Origin of the sequence: Roseovarius azorensis (genome assembly GCF_900109455.1) — a bacterium.
Taxonomy (GTDB): domain Bacteria; phylum Pseudomonadota; class Alphaproteobacteria; order Rhodobacterales; family Rhodobacteraceae; genus Roseovarius; species Roseovarius azorensis.
On the sequence record NZ_FOAG01000002.1, the window covers coordinates 129,792 to 146,370 of the forward strand.

Annotated in this window: 18 protein-coding genes; 4 read left to right on the top strand and 14 right to left on the bottom strand. The window is 64.8% G+C overall.

Going from position 1 to position 16,579, the window contains the following annotated elements; all coding sequences use genetic code 11:
• The first annotated feature begins 13 nt into the window (after window positions 1-13).
• Genes BSG08_RS03890 through BSG08_RS03905 form a run of 4 tightly spaced genes read left to right on the top strand, consistent with a single transcriptional unit; the run spans window position 14 to window position 6,702 of the window.
• Window positions 14-1,021: an AAA family ATPase gene (locus tag BSG08_RS03890; protein WP_093032377.1), complete on the top strand. Its 1,008-nt coding sequence runs from the start codon at window positions 14-16 to the stop codon at window positions 1,019-1,021.
• 1 nt (window position 1,022) lies between these two features.
• Window positions 1,023-1,904: a DUF58 domain-containing protein gene (locus BSG08_RS03895; protein ID WP_093032380.1), complete on the top strand. Its 882-nt coding sequence runs from the start codon at window positions 1,023-1,025 to the stop codon at window positions 1,902-1,904.
• Window positions 1,901-4,657, top strand: a complete 2,757-nt coding sequence (locus BSG08_RS03900) for a DUF4159 domain-containing protein (protein WP_175544681.1) — start codon at window positions 1,901-1,903, stop codon at window positions 4,655-4,657. Before BSG08_RS03895 ends, BSG08_RS03900 begins: the two co-directional genes overlap by 4 nt.
• A complete protein-coding gene (locus BSG08_RS03905; RefSeq protein WP_093032386.1) occupies window positions 4,654-6,702 on the top strand; it encodes a hypothetical protein in 2,049 nt (682 codons plus the stop codon). Before BSG08_RS03900 ends, BSG08_RS03905 begins: the two co-directional genes overlap by 4 nt.
• 120 nt (window positions 6,703-6,822) lie before the next feature.
• Here BSG08_RS03905 and BSG08_RS03910 read toward each other — a convergent pair whose 3' ends face one another.
• The 14 genes from BSG08_RS03910 to BSG08_RS03975 form a co-directional block, all read right to left on the bottom strand.
• Window positions 6,823-7,668 carry an urea carboxylase-associated family protein gene (locus BSG08_RS03910; RefSeq protein ID WP_093032389.1) on the bottom strand — a complete coding sequence of 282 codons (846 nt, stop codon included), beginning with the start codon at window positions 7,666-7,668 and terminating at the stop codon, window positions 6,823-6,825.
• 1 nt (window position 7,669) lies between these two features.
• Window positions 7,670-7,885, bottom strand: a complete 216-nt coding sequence (locus BSG08_RS03915) for a hypothetical protein (protein ID WP_093032391.1) — start codon at window positions 7,883-7,885, stop codon at window positions 7,670-7,672.
• A 4-nt stretch (window positions 7,886-7,889) separates the two neighbouring features.
• Window positions 7,890-8,465: a carboxymuconolactone decarboxylase family protein gene (locus tag BSG08_RS03920; RefSeq protein WP_093032394.1), complete on the bottom strand. Its 576-nt coding sequence runs from the start codon at window positions 8,463-8,465 to the stop codon at window positions 7,890-7,892.
• Window positions 8,466-8,601: 136 nt separating this feature from the next.
• Window positions 8,602-9,753 (bottom strand): beta propeller repeat protein, encoded by a 1,152-nt coding sequence (locus tag BSG08_RS03925; RefSeq protein ID WP_093032397.1) that lies wholly within the window; start codon window positions 9,751-9,753, stop codon window positions 8,602-8,604.
• Between the two features lie 88 nt (window positions 9,754-9,841).
• Window positions 9,842-10,621, bottom strand: a complete 780-nt coding sequence (locus BSG08_RS03930; RefSeq protein WP_093032400.1) for a succinate dehydrogenase iron-sulfur subunit — start codon at window positions 10,619-10,621, stop codon at window positions 9,842-9,844.
• A 14-nt stretch (window positions 10,622-10,635) separates the two neighbouring features.
• On the bottom strand, window positions 10,636-10,956 hold the full coding sequence (locus BSG08_RS03935) for a succinate dehydrogenase (protein WP_093032403.1): 321 nt from the start codon (window positions 10,954-10,956) through the stop codon (window positions 10,636-10,638).
• The gene (sdhA, locus tag BSG08_RS03940) at window positions 10,956-12,758 is read right to left on the bottom strand and encodes a succinate dehydrogenase flavoprotein subunit (RefSeq protein WP_093032406.1); all 1,803 of its coding nucleotides are present in this window, start codon (window positions 12,756-12,758) and stop codon (window positions 10,956-10,958) included. Before sdhA ends, BSG08_RS03935 begins: the two co-directional genes overlap by 1 nt.
• A 12-nt stretch (window positions 12,759-12,770) precedes the next feature.
• Window positions 12,771-13,142 carry a succinate dehydrogenase, hydrophobic membrane anchor protein gene (sdhD, locus tag BSG08_RS03945; protein ID WP_093032409.1) on the bottom strand — a complete coding sequence of 124 codons (372 nt, stop codon included), beginning with the start codon at window positions 13,140-13,142 and terminating at the stop codon, window positions 12,771-12,773.
• 10 nt (window positions 13,143-13,152) lie between these two features.
• Complete coding sequence (gene sdhC / locus BSG08_RS03950; RefSeq protein ID WP_093032412.1) at window positions 13,153-13,536, bottom strand: succinate dehydrogenase, cytochrome b556 subunit; 384 nt, start codon at window positions 13,534-13,536, stop codon at window positions 13,153-13,155.
• Window positions 13,537-13,892: 356 nt separating this feature from the next.
• Entirely contained in the window at window positions 13,893-14,453 is a 561-nt protein-coding gene (locus BSG08_RS03955) for a F0F1 ATP synthase subunit B (RefSeq protein WP_093033280.1), read from the bottom strand.
• 5 nt (window positions 14,454-14,458) lie between these two features.
• Window positions 14,459-14,980: a F0F1 ATP synthase subunit B' gene (locus BSG08_RS03960; RefSeq protein ID WP_093032415.1), complete on the bottom strand. Its 522-nt coding sequence runs from the start codon at window positions 14,978-14,980 to the stop codon at window positions 14,459-14,461.
• A gap of 86 nt (window positions 14,981-15,066) precedes the next feature.
• A complete protein-coding gene (locus BSG08_RS03965; RefSeq protein WP_093032417.1) occupies window positions 15,067-15,303 on the bottom strand; it encodes a F0F1 ATP synthase subunit C in 237 nt (78 codons plus the stop codon).
• A gap of 79 nt (window positions 15,304-15,382) precedes the next feature.
• Window positions 15,383-16,165 carry a F0F1 ATP synthase subunit A gene (locus BSG08_RS03970; RefSeq protein ID WP_093032419.1) on the bottom strand — a complete coding sequence of 261 codons (783 nt, stop codon included), beginning with the start codon at window positions 16,163-16,165 and terminating at the stop codon, window positions 15,383-15,385.
• On the bottom strand, window positions 16,155-16,496 hold the full coding sequence (locus BSG08_RS03975) for an AtpZ/AtpI family protein (protein WP_093033283.1): 342 nt from the start codon (window positions 16,494-16,496) through the stop codon (window positions 16,155-16,157). Before BSG08_RS03975 ends, BSG08_RS03970 begins: the two co-directional genes overlap by 11 nt.
• Window positions 16,497-16,579: the final 83 nt, after the last annotated feature.

Genomic DNA, 16,579 nt, shown 5'->3' on the forward strand with positions numbered 1-16,579 from the left:
AGGGAGTATTGCCATGACCGACGACACCGATCTTCTGGCCGATCTCGATGCGCTGGAAGGCAAACTCGCCCTCGCGCGCGCCTCGATCACGCGGCGGTTCATCGGGCAGGAGCGGGTGGTCGATCTGTCATTGTCCGCGCTTCTGTGCGGCGGACATGGCCTGTTGATCGGTCTGCCTGGTCTGGGCAAGACCCGGCTGGTCGAAACGCTGGGCACGGTGATGGGCCTGCACACCAACCGGGTGCAGTTCACGCCCGACCTGATGCCCGCCGACATCCTGGGCAGTGAGGTGCTGGAAACCTCCGAGGATGGCAAGCGCGCCTTCAAGTTCATCGACGGGCCGATTTTCTGCCAGCTTCTGATGGCCGACGAGATCAACCGCGCCAGCCCGCGCACACAATCGGCGCTTTTGCAGGCGATGCAGGAGCGGCAGGTGACGGTGGCCGGGATGAACCGGCCGCTCGCCCCACCGTTTCATGTGCTCGCCACCCAGAACCCGATCGAACAGGAGGGCACCTATCCCCTGCCCGAGGCACAGCTTGACCGCTTTCTGGTGCAGATCGAGGTGCCCTATCCCGACCGCGACACGGAACGCGCGATCCTGCTCGCCACGACCGGCGCAGAAGAAGATGAGGCGCATGCTGTCTTTGACCCCACCGAACTGATCGCCGCGCAACGGATGCTGCGGCGCATGCCGGTGGGCGAAAAGGTGATGGAGGTTATCCTCGACCTCGTGCGCGCCTGCCGTCCCGAAGATGCGACCGCCAGCTCCACAGTGCGCGAGAGCGTCGCCTGGGGTCCGGGGCCGCGCGCAGCGCAGGCGCTGATGCTGACGGTGCGCGCGCGGGCGATGCTGCAGGGCCGCCTGGCGCCCGACGCAAGCGACGTGGCGGCGATGGCGCAGCCGGTGCTGGCGCACCGCATGGCGCTGAATTTCGCGGCCCGCGCACGCGGCGACAGCCTGAGCGGACTGATCGCAAGCATGGTCGAGGATATCACCCAAGTGCAAGCCGCCGCCTGAGATGGGCATCGCCCCCCCACCCCTGCGCGCCCGCGCCGAGGCCGAGGCCGCCCGCCTGCCGCCGCTGCTGGCGCAGGCCGAGCATCTGGCCGGCACGGTCCTGCTGGGCGAACATGGCCGCCGCAGGGCGGGACAGGGCGATGATTTCTGGCAATACCGCCCGGCACAGCCCGGCGACAGCCGCCAGATGATCGACTGGCGGCGCTCGGCGCGATCGGACATGCAATACGTCAAACAGCGCGAATGGCAGATCGCGCAGAGCGTTATGCTCTGGGCCGATCCCGCCGCGTCGATGCGTTTCACCTCCGACCGCAACCTGCCGGAAAAGGCGGATCGGGCACGACTGCTGGCGCTGGCCATGGCGGTGCTGCTGCTGCGCGGCGGTGAAAGGGTGGGGCTGACCGGCACCACCCTGCCGCCGCGGCGTGGACAGGCACAGCTGGCGCGCCTTGCGCTGGCGCTGATGCAGGACAGCGACGCGGATTACGCCAGCCCCGATATGGCGGGACTGCTGCCGCATGGGCGGGCGTTGCTGATTTCCGATTTCATGGGCGATCTCGCGGGCCTGCGCGCGGCGCTGACGGCGGCGGCGGATCGCGGCGTGCGTGGACTGCTCTATCAGGTGCTCGACCCGGCCGAAGAGGTGTTCCCCTATCGCGGGCGCACCATATTCGAAAGCGTCGGTGGCACGCTGGCGCATGAGACCCTCAAGGCCAACGAATTGCGCGAGCGTTACCTTGCGCGACTGGCCGAACGCAAGTCGGAACTTTCCCGCCTCTGCCATGCCACCGGCTGGCGACTGGGCCTGCACCACACGAGCGAGAGCGCGCAATCAGCACTACTCTGGCTCTACCGCGCGATGGACGGGGGGACGGCAACATGATCCTCGGGCCAATCGGATTTGCCGCGCCATGGCTGCTTCTGGCGCTGGTCGCGCTGCCAATCCTCTGGATCATCCTGCGCGCCGTACCGCCCGCGCCGATCCGGCGGCGGTTTCCGGGCGTGGCGCTGCTTCTGGGTCTCAAGGACGAGGACAGCGTCACCGACCGCACGCCGTGGTGGCTCTTGCTGTTGCGGATGCTGGCGATGGCGGCGGTGATCGTCGGGCTTGCGGGACCGGTGCTGAACCCGCGCGACGAGGGCGAGGCGCGCGCCACCGGCCCGCTGCTGATCGTAACCGACAACAGTTGGGCCAGCGCCCGCGACTGGGCCGCGCAGATCGCCGTGCTCGACGGATTGCTGGCCGAAGCGGGTCGCGCCGGACGCCCGGTGGCGCTGATGCAACTGAACGCCCCCGCAGCCCCCGTGTTCCGGGCCGCGGAAAGCTGGCGCAACCAGCTTCCGGGACTGACCCCCGCGCCATGGGCGGCAACACCAGAGGCGATGGAACGCACCGCCGGCCTGCTGGGCGAAGACGGGTTCGAAACCCGCTGGCTCTCGGACGGGCTCGCGCATCCGGGGCGTGCGGCGCTGCTTGCCGCGCTCGAGGCACAAGGCCCCGTTACCGTGCATGAAAGCCCGCGCCCGGTGCTGGCGCTGCGCCCGGCAGTGCTGGACGGCGGACAGATCACCCTGCGCGCCCTGCGCGCTCGCGCGGACGGGATGCGCGAGATCACCGTGCAGGCGCACGGGCTTGACCCTGCGGGCGTGCCGCGGGTGCTGGCCAGCCTGCCGCTCAGATTTGACGAAGGCGCGACAGAAGCCAGCGGCGCTCTATCTCTGCCGCCCGAACTGCGCGCCCGGCTCACCCGCTTCGAGATCGCGGGCGAGGCGACAGCCGGGGCCGTAACCCTTACCGATGATGGACTCAAACGGCGCGAGGTGGCCCTGATCGCCGGCCGCGAGGATCGCGAGGGGCTGGAACTGCTCTCGCCGCTGCATTACCTCGAACAGGCGCTGATCCCCACCGCCGATCTGCTCGACGGCGCGCTGACGGACGTGTTGCCCGCCAACCCGGATGTCATCGTGCTGGCGGATGTGGCCACGCTCTCGGGGGCCGAACAGACAGCCTTGCTCGACTGGACCGAGGCGGGCGGGATGCTCCTGCGATTTGCCGGTCCGCGGGTTGCGGCAAGCGACGTGTCGCGCTCGGAAGAGGCCCCGCTGATGCCGGTGCGGCTGCGAGCGGGCGGGCGTACAGTGGGCGGCGCGATGAGCTGGGGCGAACCCAAGGCTCTCGCCCCCTTCCCCGAAGGCAGCCCGTTCCAGGGCCTCGCGATCCCCGATGACGTGACGGTCAGCGCACAGGTGATGGCCCAGCCCGATCCGACCCTCGCCGAACGGGTGATCGCGCAACTCACCGACGGCACCCCGCTGGTCACGCGCAAGCGGATCGGCGCAGGGCAGGTGGTGCTCTTTCACGTCACCGCGAATGCCGAATGGTCCAGCCTGCCGCTCTCGGGCCTCTTCGTGCAGATGCTGGAGCGGCTGGCCGTCGCCTCTGCCATAACGCCGCCCGATACTGCGGAACTGGCAGACACGATCTGGCAGCCGGTCGAGGTGCTGGACGGATTCGGCAGGCTCAGGGATGCCGGCACGATGCCGGGCGTGCCGGGCGAACGTCTGCTTGACGCCGCACTTGGCCCTGACCTCCTGCCGGGGTTGTATGACGGGCCCGAACGGCGCGTGGCGCGCAATGTGATCGCGCCCGATGCCACGCTTGCGCCGATGGAATGGCCCGCGCGGGTACCCGTCGAGGGGCTGGAACGTCAGCCCGAAACGCCGCTTGGCGGTTGGCTTCTGGCGGCTGCCTTGCTGCTGCTCAGCGCTGATATTCTGGCGTCCCTCGCGCTGTCGGGGCGGCTCTGGCCCGCGCGGGCCGCGGCGGGGCTGTTGTTGGCGCTCAGCCTCGGCGCGCCGGAACAGGCCATGGCGCAGGACGATCTTCGCGCCATAGAGGCAACGTCCGAGGTGGTTCTGGCGCATGTGATCACCGGCGATGCCGCGCTCGACGACGCGGCGCGCGCCGGGTTGCGCGGCCTTGGCCGGGTGCTCAGTTTCCGCACCTCGGTCGAACCGGCGGAACCGATCAGTGTCGATCTGGAAACCGACGAACTAGCCTTTTACCCGATCCTCTACTGGCCGGTCACCCCGGATCAGCCGACGCCTTCGGCAGAGGCCTATGTCAGGCTCAACGACTATCTGCGCAACGGCGGGCTGATCCTCTTTGACACGCGCGATGCCGATGTAGCCGGCTTTGGCGCGGCCTCGCCCAATGGCGCACGGCTGCAACGACTGGCGGCACCGCTCGATATCCCGCCGTTGGAACCAGTGCCAGAGGATCACGTGCTGACCCGCGCATTCTACCTGCTCAGCGATTTTCCGGGCCGCTACATGGGCCGCGCGGTCTGGGTCGAGGCGGCCCCTGCGGACGCCGAACAGATCGAGGGCATGCCGTTCCGCAACCTCAACGACGGGGTGACGCCGGTGGTGATCGGTGGCAATGACTGGGCCGCCGCCTGGGCGGTGAACGAACGCGGCGATGCCCTGTTTCCCGTGGGGCGCGGCTATGCGGGCGAACGCCAGCGCGAACTGGCCTACCGCTTCGGCGTCAATCTGGTGATGCATGTGCTGACCGGCAATTACAAATCCGATCAGGTCCATGTGCCCGCCCTGCTCGACAGGCTGGGCCAATGACCGGCAGCGTGATCTTCGACCCTCTTCTGCCTGAATGGCTGATTGCCGGGCTGGCAATGCTGGCGACGACGGGGCTGATCCTCGCGCTCTGGCGGGGCCTGTCGGGCTGGGCGTTTCGCGCGCTGGCGGGTCTGGCCATTCTGGCCGCACTGATGGGCCCCGCCTATCAGCAGGAGGACCGCATACCGCTCAGCGACATCGTGCTTCTGGTCGAGGACAAGAGCGCCAGCCAGGACCTCGCAGATCGCGCCGCAATAACGGCAGAGGCCGCCGATGCGCTCGCCGCCCGACTCGAGGCGCGCGAGAATACCGAGGTGCGCCGCATCACCGTGCCGGATGCGCCCGAGAACGGTGGAACACTGGCGATGACAGCGCTGGCGCAGGCCATGGCCGAAGAGCCACTGGGCCGTATCGCCGGGGTGATCGTGCTCTCGGACGGGCGCGTGCATGACGCGGACCGCACCCCCGATCTGCCTGCCCCCCTGCACCTTCTGCACAGCGGGCGCAGCGACGACTGGGACCGGCGCCTGCGGATCGACAACGCGCCCGCCTTCGCCATTCTGGGTGAAGAGGTGCAGATGACGCTGATCATCACCGATGACGGCGCCGCCCCCGAGGGCGTGACCACCGTGCCGCTCGACATCTCGGTCGACGGCGCGGAACCGCGCCGTTTCGACGTGCCACTGGGCGAGGAGATCACCCTGCCCGTCACCCTGCCGCATGGCGGGCGCAACGTGCTGCAATTCACCACCCCGACCGCTCCGGGAGAGCTGACCGACCGCAACAACACCGCGCTGGTCCAGATCAACGGCGTGCGCGACCGGCTCAGCGTCCTGCTGGTTTCCGGCCAGCCCCATCCCGGCACGCGGACATGGCGAAACCTGCTGAAATCCGACAGCTCGGTCGACTTGGTGCATTTCACGATTCTGCGCCCGCCGGAGAAACAAGACGGCGTGCCGGTGCGCGAACTGTCCCTGATCGCCTTTCCAACGCGCGAGCTGTTCCTGGAAAAGATCGACGATTTCGACCTTATCATCTTTGACCGCTACCGGCGGCGGGGCATCCTGCCGACGATCTATCTCGAGAATATCCGCCAGTATGTCGAGAACGGCGGCGCGGTGCTGTTTGCCGCCGGACCTGATTTCGCCGGGGCCGAGAGCATCTATCGCGGGCCGTTCGAGGCCATCGTGCCCGCGCGCCCCACCGCGCGGGTGGTCGAAGAGGGATATCTTCCCAGGATCACGAACCTTGGCCAGCGCCACCCGGTAACGGCGGGGTTGGAACAGGCGTTCGGCGGCGACTGGGGCCGCTGGCTGCGGCAGATCGAGGTAACGCAGAACAGCGGCGATGTGGTGATGTCCGGTGTGGACGAACGACCGCTTCTGCTTCTGGACCGGGTCGGCGAGGGGCGTGTGGCGCTGCTCGCGTCGGATCACGCCTGGCTCTGGGGGCGCGGGTTCGAGGGCGGCGGGCCGCAACTCGAACTGCTGCGCCGCCTGGCGCACTGGATGATGAAGGAACCGGAACTGGAGGAAGAGGCGCTCTGGGCCGAGGCCACCGGCCAGCAGATGCGTGTGATCCGTCGCTCGCTTGGCGATGACGTGGGGCCGGTCACGATCACCACGCCCTCGGGCGACGTGGTCGAGCGTGATCTCGAAGAGGTCTCGCCGGGCCGGTTCGAGACTGTCTACGACGGTCCGGACATCGGGCTCTACCGGCTGGAAAACGACGACCAGAGCGCCGTGATCGGGCTTGGCCCGGCGGCTCCGGTGGAATTCGAGCGCACAATCGCCAGCGCCGAGGCGCTCCAGCCGGTGATCGACGCCACCGACGGCGGGGTTCGGGCGCTCGAGGATGGTCTGCCCGCTATCCGCGAGGTGCGCGCCGGTCGTCCCGCCGCCGGACGCGGCTGGATCGGGATCACCCCGCGCGGCGCCTATGAAACGCAGAGCGTGAGCCAGATGGCATTGCTGCCGCCTTGGCTGGTGCTGCTTCTGGTCTCGGGGCTGATCCTTGCGGGCTGGCTGCGCGAGGGGCGGCGGTAAGGGTTGTTCCGGCAGGAGGACCAGGCAGTTCGTGCCTGCCACACGCTTTCGCCTTCTCGATGGATTGCAACCTCGTAAAAGCGCCCCCCTTCGGGGCGGCGCTGGGCATCCATATCGCCCTCATCGCCCATGGCTCCCGTCATACCCGTTGCGCGCCGGACTCTGCCAATCCTCAAGAACGCCGCTTTTGGGCTGAAACAGCTCGACCAGCAGCGGATGACAGACCGCGGCATCGCTCGTGTGCTCTGCCGAACAATCTCCACCGGGGCAGGCGCTGAGTGCGCCAAGCAGATCAATCTCCGCGAAAAACTCCAGATAGTCGCCGGGGCGCACGGGGCTTGCCTTCATGAAATACTGGCCCGTGTCGCGGGTAAAGCCGGTGCACATGAAGACGTTAAGCACGTCGTGCACATGGCCCTCTGCCTCTGCCAGCGGCATCCCCAATTCATCCGCGAGCGCCCGCGTCAGGTTGGAATGACAGCAATGGTGATACTGCACGCCCCCAAGCAGGTTGCCCGTATAAGGATCGCAGCGCGTGCCGATCACGTCATGCACCGAACCGCCGAATTCGTCGATCCCATACCAGTCCAAAGTATCCTGAACGATCGTCGCCATCGGCCGCAGATGCGGGAAAGAGGACCAGAGCTGTTCGCCGGTGGTAACATGCGTGCCATGCAGCGCCCGCGTTTTTCCGGAATAGAATCGTTCGGAAAGATCGTTCGCATTCCATAGATTGAGATCGCCCACCTGTGGCCCCTCGACGCTGGTGATCCGGAAAAACTGCCCCGCAGAGGCGTGAAAACACGCCGCTTCGCGCGGCGGCACCACGACCTCCGCCACCTTGTGCGCCCCCTCGCGCGCAGCGGCAAAGAGCGCAAGATCAGGCCGTGGCAGCGTGTCGTTGGGATAGCAGATCACGGGGGCCACCGCGCGGCGGACCCCGGCATCGGCGGGGGGTTGGGTCATGTCAGTCCTCTTTGGCATCGCGTCCGTTCACCACACAATCCAAAGGCGGTTTGCCCGTCGATGTAAAGACCCGCGCGCCACAAGCCATGCAGAGATAGCAAGACTGCCCGTCCCTATCCTGTCGCCGGTCCGCCCGCCACCGGCAATTCCGTGTGCGCCGGTTGGACAGGATCAGCACCAGCACAAAGGCGATGATCAACCCGACAACGATCAGCAACGGTTCACCCCCTCGCCATCGCCTCGACCATTTCACCAAAGGCACCGTAGCTGCGCGCCTGCTCTTCGGGTGTGGACCCCGCCGCCGGATGCCCTCCGGGGGCCTCGGCATAATCGAAATTCACGCCCGTCCCTTCGATGATCCGGTTCATCATGTTGAAGAGCGCACAGACCTGCACCGCCTCGTAGAGCGCCGCCTCGGACCAACCCGCGTCATAGACGGCCTGCGCATCCGCCTGCACCAACCTGCTGGGCAGGGTATTGAGCTTGGCCACATAGGCCAGCACCGGGCGCAACCTCTCGTCCACCGGGGCACTGTCGGGATTGTCGATCAGCGCGTCGATGAGTGCTACGTCGATACCGAACACCTCGGCATAGATCCGATGCGCGCCCGCGCAGAACGTGCAGGCGTTTAGAGCCGAAACATAGGTGGCGATGAGCTCGCGTTCTCCCACGCTCAGTTCTCCTTCACTGCGCAAGAGGCCGTCGGTGTAGTCCATCAACGGGCGCACATTCTGCGGAAACCGAACATACAGGTCCTTCAGATGCGCGGGGTTTGGCAGGCTGGGCAGTAACAGCATGGGGGTATCTCCTGTTTTCGCGCGACCATCCTGCAACCGGGGCCAAAAGGAAACCCCCCGCCGTCTCCGGCAGGATGGCACATTTCCGTGAGCGGTGCTCAGGCGGTATCACAGGCGTGAATCTGACCCGGTACGCTCAGCCGCCGCGCTGCATCACCTCGACCGACAGGACGGTCGGCAGGTGGCGGGCGATCTCGTCCCAGCTTTCGCCCTCGTCCCGGCTGGCAAAGACCGAGCCGGTGTTGGTGCCGAAATAGACACCGGCGGGGGTGGCGGTATCGGTTGCCATCGCCTGCCGCAGCACGGTGAAATAGCAATTCTCCGCAGGCAGCCCCGCACGCTTGTCGACCCAGCTGTCCCCACCATCGACCGATTTCCAGACTGCGGCCGAGGCATCCGGCGGATACCGCCCGGCAATATCGCTGTTCAGCGGCAATACCCAGATCGTGCGGGGGTCGCGCGGATGCACGGCAATTGGAAACCCGAATGTCGACGGCAGGCCCGTGGTGATATCGTGCCAGTTCCGCCCGCCGTCCGGGCTGCGATACACGCCATGATGATTTTGCTGATAGAGCAGGTCATGGCCCGGTGCGCGTACAAGGTTATGCACACAATGCCCGGTCTCACCATCGCGAGGCGCGGCTGGATGGGGATGATGCGTGCAGGGCTCCTCGTTGGACAATCTGTTGCGTCGTTCCCATGTCGCGCCACCGTCCTCGGTCGCGAACACCCCCGCCGCCGAGATGCCCAGCCACAGCTTGCCGGGGTCTTCCGGGTCGCTGATGATCGTGTGCAGCACCAGCCCCGCCGCGCCGGGGTTCCAGCTGTCGCGCGAGGGATGGTTGCTCAGCCCCTCCACCCGCTCCCAGCTTGCCCCGCCGTCCCGGCTGGCAAACAGCGTCGCGGGCTTGGCCCCGGCATAGATGGTGCCGTGCGCATGATGCAGCGACCAGATCGCGGCCACCTCACCGGAAAACGGTGCCTCCACAGGCTTCCACCCGAACATCTCGGCCATCTGCGGATCATTGGCGGCCCATTCGTCAAACTGTCCGTTGGACAGCTTGGACAGGGTCCAGCTTGCCCCGTCATCCTCCGAGCGCCAGACGCCCGCGCCATGCCAGTCTCCACCGCCTGCGGCCCAGAGACGCCCGGTCCGGGGATCACCGACCACATGATTGATCGGCCAGCCGTCGCACAGCGGAGCCGTGACAGTCCAGCTTTGCCGCCCGTCACCGGACCGGAGCAGGAATGCGCCTTTGGTCGTACCGACCATGATTGTCGTGGTCATGCCGGTGTCCCTCCCTTTTCGGGCAGGGTATCACGACCGCGTGACCGCGTTCAAAGAGTCGTTGCAGCCTGCGCTGTTCTCCGCCCGATCACAGATGCCGATCGACCATCATCTTCTTGATCTCGGCAATCGCCTTGGCGGGGTTCAGGCCCTTGGGGCAGGTCTTGGTGCAGTTCATGATCGTGTGGCAGCGATACAGTTTGAACGGATCTTCCAGATCATCCAGCCGCTCGCCGGTCGCCTCATCGCGTGAATCGATGATCCAGCGATAGGCATGCAGCAAGGCTGCCGGCCCAAGGTATTTGTCACCGTTCCACCAATAGGACGGGCAGGCGGTCGAACAGGACGCGCACATCACGCATTCATAAAGACCATCCAGCTTTTCACGATCCTCGATGGATTGCTTCCACTCTTTCGCCGGGCGATTGGTCTTGGTTTCCAGCCAAGGCATGATCGACGCATGCTGCGCATAGAAATGCGTGAGGTCGGGGATCAGATCCTTGACCACCGGCATATGCGGCAGCGGATAGATCTTCACATCGCCCTTGATCTCATCCATCCCGTAAATGCAGGCCAGCGTGTTGATCCCGTCGATATTCATCGCACAGGAACCGCAGATCCCCTCGCGGCAGGAGCGGCGGAAGGTCAGTGTCGGGTCGATCTCGTTCTTGATCTTGATCAACGCATCCAGAATCATCGGCCCGCAGGTGTCCATATCCACGAAATAGGTATCGACACGCGGGTTCTGCCCGTCATCCGGGTTCCAGCGGTAGATCTGGAACTTGCGGACATTCGTGGCTCCTTCGGGCCTGGGCCATGTCTTGCCCGTGGTGATCTTCGAATTTTTGGGCAGGGTGAATTGAACCATCTTGTTACTCCTTGTCAGCCGCCCAGCAGGATCAGGCTATTCTGGGCAATACATTGCACGGCCTCGGGGCGCTGTGCGATGCCGATGACCTGTTGCGCCACCTCCGGCGTCACCCCGGTGACGCTCGCACTGGCGATCTGGACAATCTCGCGGGCCGAGGCTGCATCAATGATGCAATCCGTAATCGGCGCCGCATTCACGCCGGGAAGGCGCTGTGCCACGACCGTATTGACCACGGCCTTGGCACGTTCCCGGGCCAGCGCGTCGGCGACCTGATTTCCCGCCTCGCAGGCGGCCAATCCGGCCAGCGCCAGACATGCCAGCACCAGCCGCATCAGAACGTCCGCGCTTTCGGCGCGATCTTCTTGAGACTGATCCCCCCCGCATCCTCAGCGGTCAGCGGGTCCGTGATCACCGGGCGATAGCTGAGATCGACCTTGCATCCCTCGATCCGCGCGATGGTGTGCATCCGCCACTTCTTGTCATCGCGCTTGGGGAAATCCTCGTGCGCGTGGGCGCCACGGCTTTCCTTGCGCGCCTCGGCGCTGACGATGGTGGTCAGCGCGTTGGGCATCAGGTTGGTCAGTTCCAGCGTCTCCATCAGATCCGAATTCCAGATGAGCGAGCGGTCGGTGACCTTGAGGTCATCCATCTTGGCCGCCACGGCATCCATCTTTTCGACCCCTTCGGCCAGCGTTTTCGAGGTCCGGAACACGGCGGCGTCTGCCTGCATGGTGCGTTGCATCTCCAGCCGCAGATCGGCGGTCGGCACCGCGCCGTCGGCATGGCGCAGCCCGTCGAAACGGTCCAGCGCCTTGTCCACCTGCGCTGTGTTGGTTCCCGGCACTGCGCTTTCGGCATCCACCACCTTGCCTGCGCGAATGGCCGCCGCGCGGCCAAACACCACAAGGTCAATGAGCGAATTCGATCCGAGACGATTCGCGCCATGCACCGAGGCGCAGGCGGCCTCACCCACGGCCATAAGGCCCGGCACGACCGCGTGCGGATCGTCCTTGGTGGGGTTGATCACCTCGCCCCAATAGTTCGTCGGGATACCGCCCATGTTGTAATGCACGGTGGGCAGCACCGGGATCGGTTCCTTGGTGACATCGACGCCGGCAAAGATACGCGCGGATTCTGAAATCCCCGGCAGCCGCAGTTTCAACGCCTCGGGCGGCAGGTGGCTGAGGTTGAGATGGATGTGATCGCCATCAGCACCAACACCGCGCCCCTCGCGGATTTCCATTGTCATGCAACGGCTGACATAGTCGCGGGGGGCCAGATCCTTGTAATTGGGAGCATAGCGTTCCATGAACCGCTCGCCCTCGGAGTTGGTCAGATACCCGCCCTCGCCACGCGCGCCCTCTGTGATGAGGCATCCGGCGCCGAAAATGCCGGTCGGATGGAACTGCACGAATTCCATGTCCTGAAGCGGCAGGCCCGCGCGCGCGACCATACCGTTGCCGTCGCCGGTGCAGGTATGCGCCGAGGTGGCCGAGAAATAGGCCCGGCCATAGCCACCGGTGGCCAGCACCACCATCTTGGCGTTGAACACATGGATCGTGCCATCGTCCAGTTTCCAGCAGACGACGCCGGTGCAGGCCCCATCGGTCATGATCAGGTCGATGGCGAAATATTCGATATAGAATTCCGCCCTCTGCTTCAGACTCTGCCCATAAAGCGTGTGCAGGATCGCATGGCCGGTGCGGTCGGCGGCGGCGCATGTGCGTTGCACCGGCGGACCATCGCCAAACTCGGTCGTATGCCCACCGAACGGGCGCTGATAGATCTTGCCCTCTTCGGTGCGGCTGAACGGTACGCCGTAATGTTCCAGCTCATAGACCGCCTTGGGGGCCTCACGCGCCAGATATTCCATCGCGTCGGTATCGCCCAGCCAATCCGAACCCTTGACCGTGTCATACATATGCCACTGCCAGCTATCGGGGCCCATGTTACCAAGCGATGCGGCGATGCCACCCTGCGCGGCGACGGTGTGCGAGCGTGTCGGGAACACCTTGGTCACACAGGCCGTGCGCAGGCCCTGTTCGGCCATGCCCAGCGTCGCCCGCAGCCCGGCGCCGCCCGCGCCCACAACCACGACGTCATAATCATGCGTCTCGTATTCATAAGCAGCCATTTATTCAGTTCCTCACAGCGCGATCTTGGCAAGGGCAAAGAGCCCGGTGGCGATCAGCCCGTAACTTAGAATCCTCACGGCGATAATCAGGATCCGGCGCGTCGTGCCATGACTGTAATCTTCGATCATCGTCTGTGCGCCATTCGCGAAATGCCGCAGTCCGAAAAAGATCACCAGCCCGGTCAGGATCGCCATACCGGGGTGGGCAAAGGCCTCCAGCACCTCGGCGCGGCTGCCACCCAGAGCGCGGCCAATGGCCACCAGAAACACCGGCATGATCAGAGCAAGGCCCACGCCGCTCATCTTCATGTGCCAGAAATGTTCGGTCCCGGTGCCCGCGGCCCCTTTGCCTTCGGCACGTTTACGATCTGTCAGATACCGCATGTCCGCCTCCTCAGACCAGCAACAGCGTAATGACGGTCAGCACGACCGAGCCGATGATGACAGCCCAGCCCAGTTTCTCCGCCGTGGGGATGTCCATGCCCTTGCCGGCATCGAAATAGAAATGCCGCAACCCGGCCAGATAGTGATACCACACGGCCCAGAGAGAGAGCGTCAACACCAGATTGCCGAACCACGAGGTCACAACGGCATCGGCGATGGCGAAATAGGTGTCCGAGGTCGAGGCAGCAAATAGCCACCACACGATCAGGACCGCCGCCACAACAAGGGCATTGCCGGTGAGCCGCGTCAGAATCGACGTGATCGAGGTCAGTTGCGGGCGATAGATCTGCAAGTGCGGCGAAAGCGGGCGGTCAACCTGTTTGGTCTCGGCCATGGAGAACCTCCTTTGCGATTGGCGGGCGGCGCATCGGCCTGCTCGGGCTGCACCTGTTTTGAGACTATTTTCCGGCTTTGTCACCTGCCCAGCGTGCAAATCCCGGCGATTAGAGCAAATTCACTGCAAAAAATATCGCTTTGTGATCACGAAAATAATCGTGTGATCACATACTTGCTACGATTGGCGCATCCACATCCCCGGACCATGGTTGAGTCTCTCCGGGACAGGCCAGGACGGCAATAAGCGCAGGAACAGCGTGATGTTGCCTTGTGATCACAAAACAGGTCGTCCATCGCCACATGCAAAGACCCGAGCTGTTTCCAACCCGGGTCGATCCTGTCAGGCACCATGCCTCAATGCAGCTTGGCATCCATCTCGGCAATCGCCGCGTCGATCAGCGCATTGCCATCGGCGGCGGTCATCTGCCTGGCGATCACATCGCGGGCGGCGGCCACCGCCACCGTCACGGCCTGATCGCGCACGTCACGAATGGCGCGCGCCTCGGCGTTGGCGATCTGTTCCTCGGCGGCCTGCAAACGGCGCGCGATCGAGGCCTTGATCTCTTCCTTGGCCTCGGCAGCGGCCAGATTGGCCTCTTCCTTGGCGTGGGCGATGATCCGTTCTGCCTGCGCCTGCACGTCCTTTTGCTTTCGCTCATAGCTGGCCAGCAGGGTTTGCGCCTCTTCACGCAGCGCGCGCGCCTCGTCGAGTTCCGCCTTGATGCCCGCAGCGCGCTCATCAAGTTTCCGGCCCAGCAGGCCCGGAACCTTCACATAGACCAGGAAACCCACAAAGATGAGAAACGCGACGAGCACCACGAAATCCGTGTTGCCCAGTGAAATGAACGGGCCGGATGCGGCCAGCGCCGGCCCGGCGCTGAGGCCCGTGGCCATGATCAGGATCAGCTTGCGCATGGCGGTCATCCTTTCATCCGGGCGTTGACGGCTGCGGTGACCGTGCGGCCATCGGCCTTGCCACCCATGGCGGCCACGATCTCGGCAGCTGTGTCCTTGGCCACGGCCTTGACGCTTTCCATGGCATTGGCGCGAATCTCGGCGATCTTCTTTTCGCCCTCGGCGGCGCGGGCGGAAATCTCGGCATCCGCCTTGGCCATGGCCTTGTCCAGGTCGGCTTTGATCTCGGCCTTGGCCTGCGCAATGATCGTCTGCGCCTCGGCGCGGGCATCGGCCAGCGCCTTGTTATAGGCCGCTTCGGCCTCCACCGCCTTGGCCTTCAGATCCTCTGCCGCAGCCAGATCATTGGTGATGGAACCCTGACGCTCGGCCAGCACCGCCGCGATGCGCGGCAGCGCGATGCGCGACAGGATGAAATAGGTCGCGACCAGCGCGATCGCCAGCCAGAAAATCTGGTTGCCGAATGTCGTGAAATCCAGTTGGGGCAGGCCCGGCCCGGATGCGGCCTCTTGCGGTGCGGTTGCCATGACGTCCTCCTGGGAAATTTGTCCGATCACACCGGGCGGCGGCAGCACGCCACCCCCCGGCCGTAAGGATCAGCTACCCGAAAGGCTCAGACAGCGAACATCAGCAGAAGGGCAACGAGGAACGAGAAGATCCCCAGCGCTTCGGCGAATGCGATGCCGATGAACAAGGTCGCGGTCTGACCACCTGCCGCCGACGGGTTGCGCAGCGCGCCCGCGAGAAAGTTGCCGGCCACATGGCCCACACCCAGTGCCGCGCCGCCCATGCCCGTGCATGCGAGGCCAGCACCGATATATGCGCCCATTTGTACGATATCGCCTTCCATGAGATGTCTCCTTACGTTGGAATTTGCGTTGGTTCGTGGATCGCAGGGTGCGCCCTGGCGCACCGTGATTTGGATGTCCCTAGTGGTGCGGATGCAGCGCATCCTTGAGATACACACAGGTCAGAATGGTAAAGACGTAGGCCTGAATGCAGGCCACCAGCACCTCGAGCGCATAGATCGTCGAAATCGCCAAGATCGACAGCGGCGTGACCACCAGACCGATGCCGGTCGAGATCACGATCATCGGCGCAAAGGCCGCGAATACCTTGATCACCGCGTGCCCGGCCATCATGTTGCCGGCAAGACGGATAGAGTGGCTGACAGGGCGCACGAAGTAGGAAATCACCTCGATCAGCGCCAGAATGGGGCGCAGCGGCAGTGGTGCGGAACTGACCCAGAACAGTCCCAGAAACCCGGCGCCATTCTTGACAAAGCCCACGATCGTCACCGTCAGGAAAACCAGCATCGCCAGAACCGCCGTCACCGCAATATGCGAAGTGGTGGTAAAGGCCATCGGCAACAGCCCGAGAATGTTGGCGAAGAGGATGAACAGAAACAGCGTCATGATATAGGGAAAGAAAACCAGCCCGTCCTTGCCCGCCACATCCTCGACCATCTTGCGGATGAAATCATAGGCCAGTTCGGCAATCGACTGTGTTCGGGTCGGGATCGTGGCGCGCCCCGAGGTACCCAGCACCAGCAGGCCAAAGATCGCCAGCACGGTCAGCGCCATCCAGAATGTGACATTGGTCAGCGTGAAGATGCCCACCGCGCCATCACCAAAGAGCGGCTTGACCATGAACTGATCCATCGGGTGAAACACCAGACCGCCCTCAGCGGCACCTTGCGCCTCAGTCGCCATCTTTTGCCCTCTCGTCCCCGCCCTTGCCGGGCCTGTCAATGTCCCGCTGGATCTCGGCAGCGCTGCGCATCATCGTCTTGACGCCCGCAGCCAGCCCCAGCAATGTGAATATGACAAGGAAAACCGGGATCGTGCCCAAAAGGGTATCAAGCCCGTATCCAATGCCAAAGCCGATCAACAGACCGGCCACCAGTTCGATCACCATTCTCCAGGCAAGTTGCGCCTGCGAATAATGTTCCTCCTGATGGGGCTTGGGCGCACCCTTGGCCTTCAGCTTTTTGATCCGTGCCTCAAGCTGCGCCAGCCGCTCGCTTTGGTCCGGATCCGCCACGCCATCGCCCCCCAGAAAGGTTGCGCATGTGCTACGGCGGCGGGGCGCATGAGTCAAGCACGCGATCCGCATCGGCTATCTCT

Excerpts from the sequence above, each read along its gene's own strand:
- BSG08_RS03925 (WP_093032397.1), bottom strand. The coding sequence starts at position 9,753 with ATGACCACGACAATCATGGTCGGTACGACCAAAGGCGCATTCCTGCTC.
- BSG08_RS03895 (WP_093032380.1), top strand. The coding sequence starts at position 1,023 with ATGGGCATCGCCCCCCCACCCCTGCGCGCCCGCGCCGAGGCCGAGGCC.
- BSG08_RS03920 (WP_093032394.1), bottom strand. The coding sequence starts at position 8,465 with ATGCTGTTACTGCCCAGCCTGCCAAACCCCGCGCATCTGAAGGACCTG.
- BSG08_RS03900 (WP_175544681.1), top strand. The coding sequence starts at position 1,901 with ATGATCCTCGGGCCAATCGGATTTGCCGCGCCATGGCTGCTTCTGGCG.
- BSG08_RS03905 (WP_093032386.1), top strand. The coding sequence starts at position 4,654 with ATGACCGGCAGCGTGATCTTCGACCCTCTTCTGCCTGAATGGCTGATT.
- BSG08_RS03910 (WP_093032389.1), bottom strand. The coding sequence starts at position 7,668 with ATGACCCAACCCCCCGCCGATGCCGGGGTCCGCCGCGCGGTGGCCCCC.
- BSG08_RS03970 (WP_093032419.1), bottom strand. The coding sequence starts at position 16,165 with ATGGCGACTGAGGCGCAAGGTGCCGCTGAGGGCGGTCTGGTGTTTCAC.
- sdhD (WP_093032409.1), bottom strand. The coding sequence starts at position 13,142 with ATGCGGTATCTGACAGATCGTAAACGTGCCGAAGGCAAAGGGGCCGCG.
- BSG08_RS03935 (WP_093032403.1), bottom strand. The coding sequence starts at position 10,956 with ATGCGGCTGGTGCTGGCATGTCTGGCGCTGGCCGGATTGGCCGCCTGC.
- BSG08_RS03890 (WP_093032377.1), top strand. The coding sequence starts at position 14 with ATGACCGACGACACCGATCTTCTGGCCGATCTCGATGCGCTGGAAGGC.
- BSG08_RS03930 (WP_093032400.1), bottom strand. The coding sequence starts at position 10,621 with ATGGTTCAATTCACCCTGCCCAAAAATTCGAAGATCACCACGGGCAAG.
- sdhC (WP_093032412.1), bottom strand. The coding sequence starts at position 13,536 with ATGGCCGAGACCAAACAGGTTGACCGCCCGCTTTCGCCGCACTTGCAG.
- BSG08_RS03960 (WP_093032415.1), bottom strand. The coding sequence starts at position 14,980 with ATGGCAACCGCACCGCAAGAGGCCGCATCCGGGCCGGGCCTGCCCCAA.
- BSG08_RS03955 (WP_093033280.1), bottom strand. The coding sequence starts at position 14,453 with ATGCGCAAGCTGATCCTGATCATGGCCACGGGCCTCAGCGCCGGGCCG.
- BSG08_RS03965 (WP_093032417.1), bottom strand. The coding sequence starts at position 15,303 with ATGGAAGGCGATATCGTACAAATGGGCGCATATATCGGTGCTGGCCTC.
- sdhA (WP_093032406.1), bottom strand. The coding sequence starts at position 12,758 with ATGGCTGCTTATGAATACGAGACGCATGATTATGACGTCGTGGTTGTG.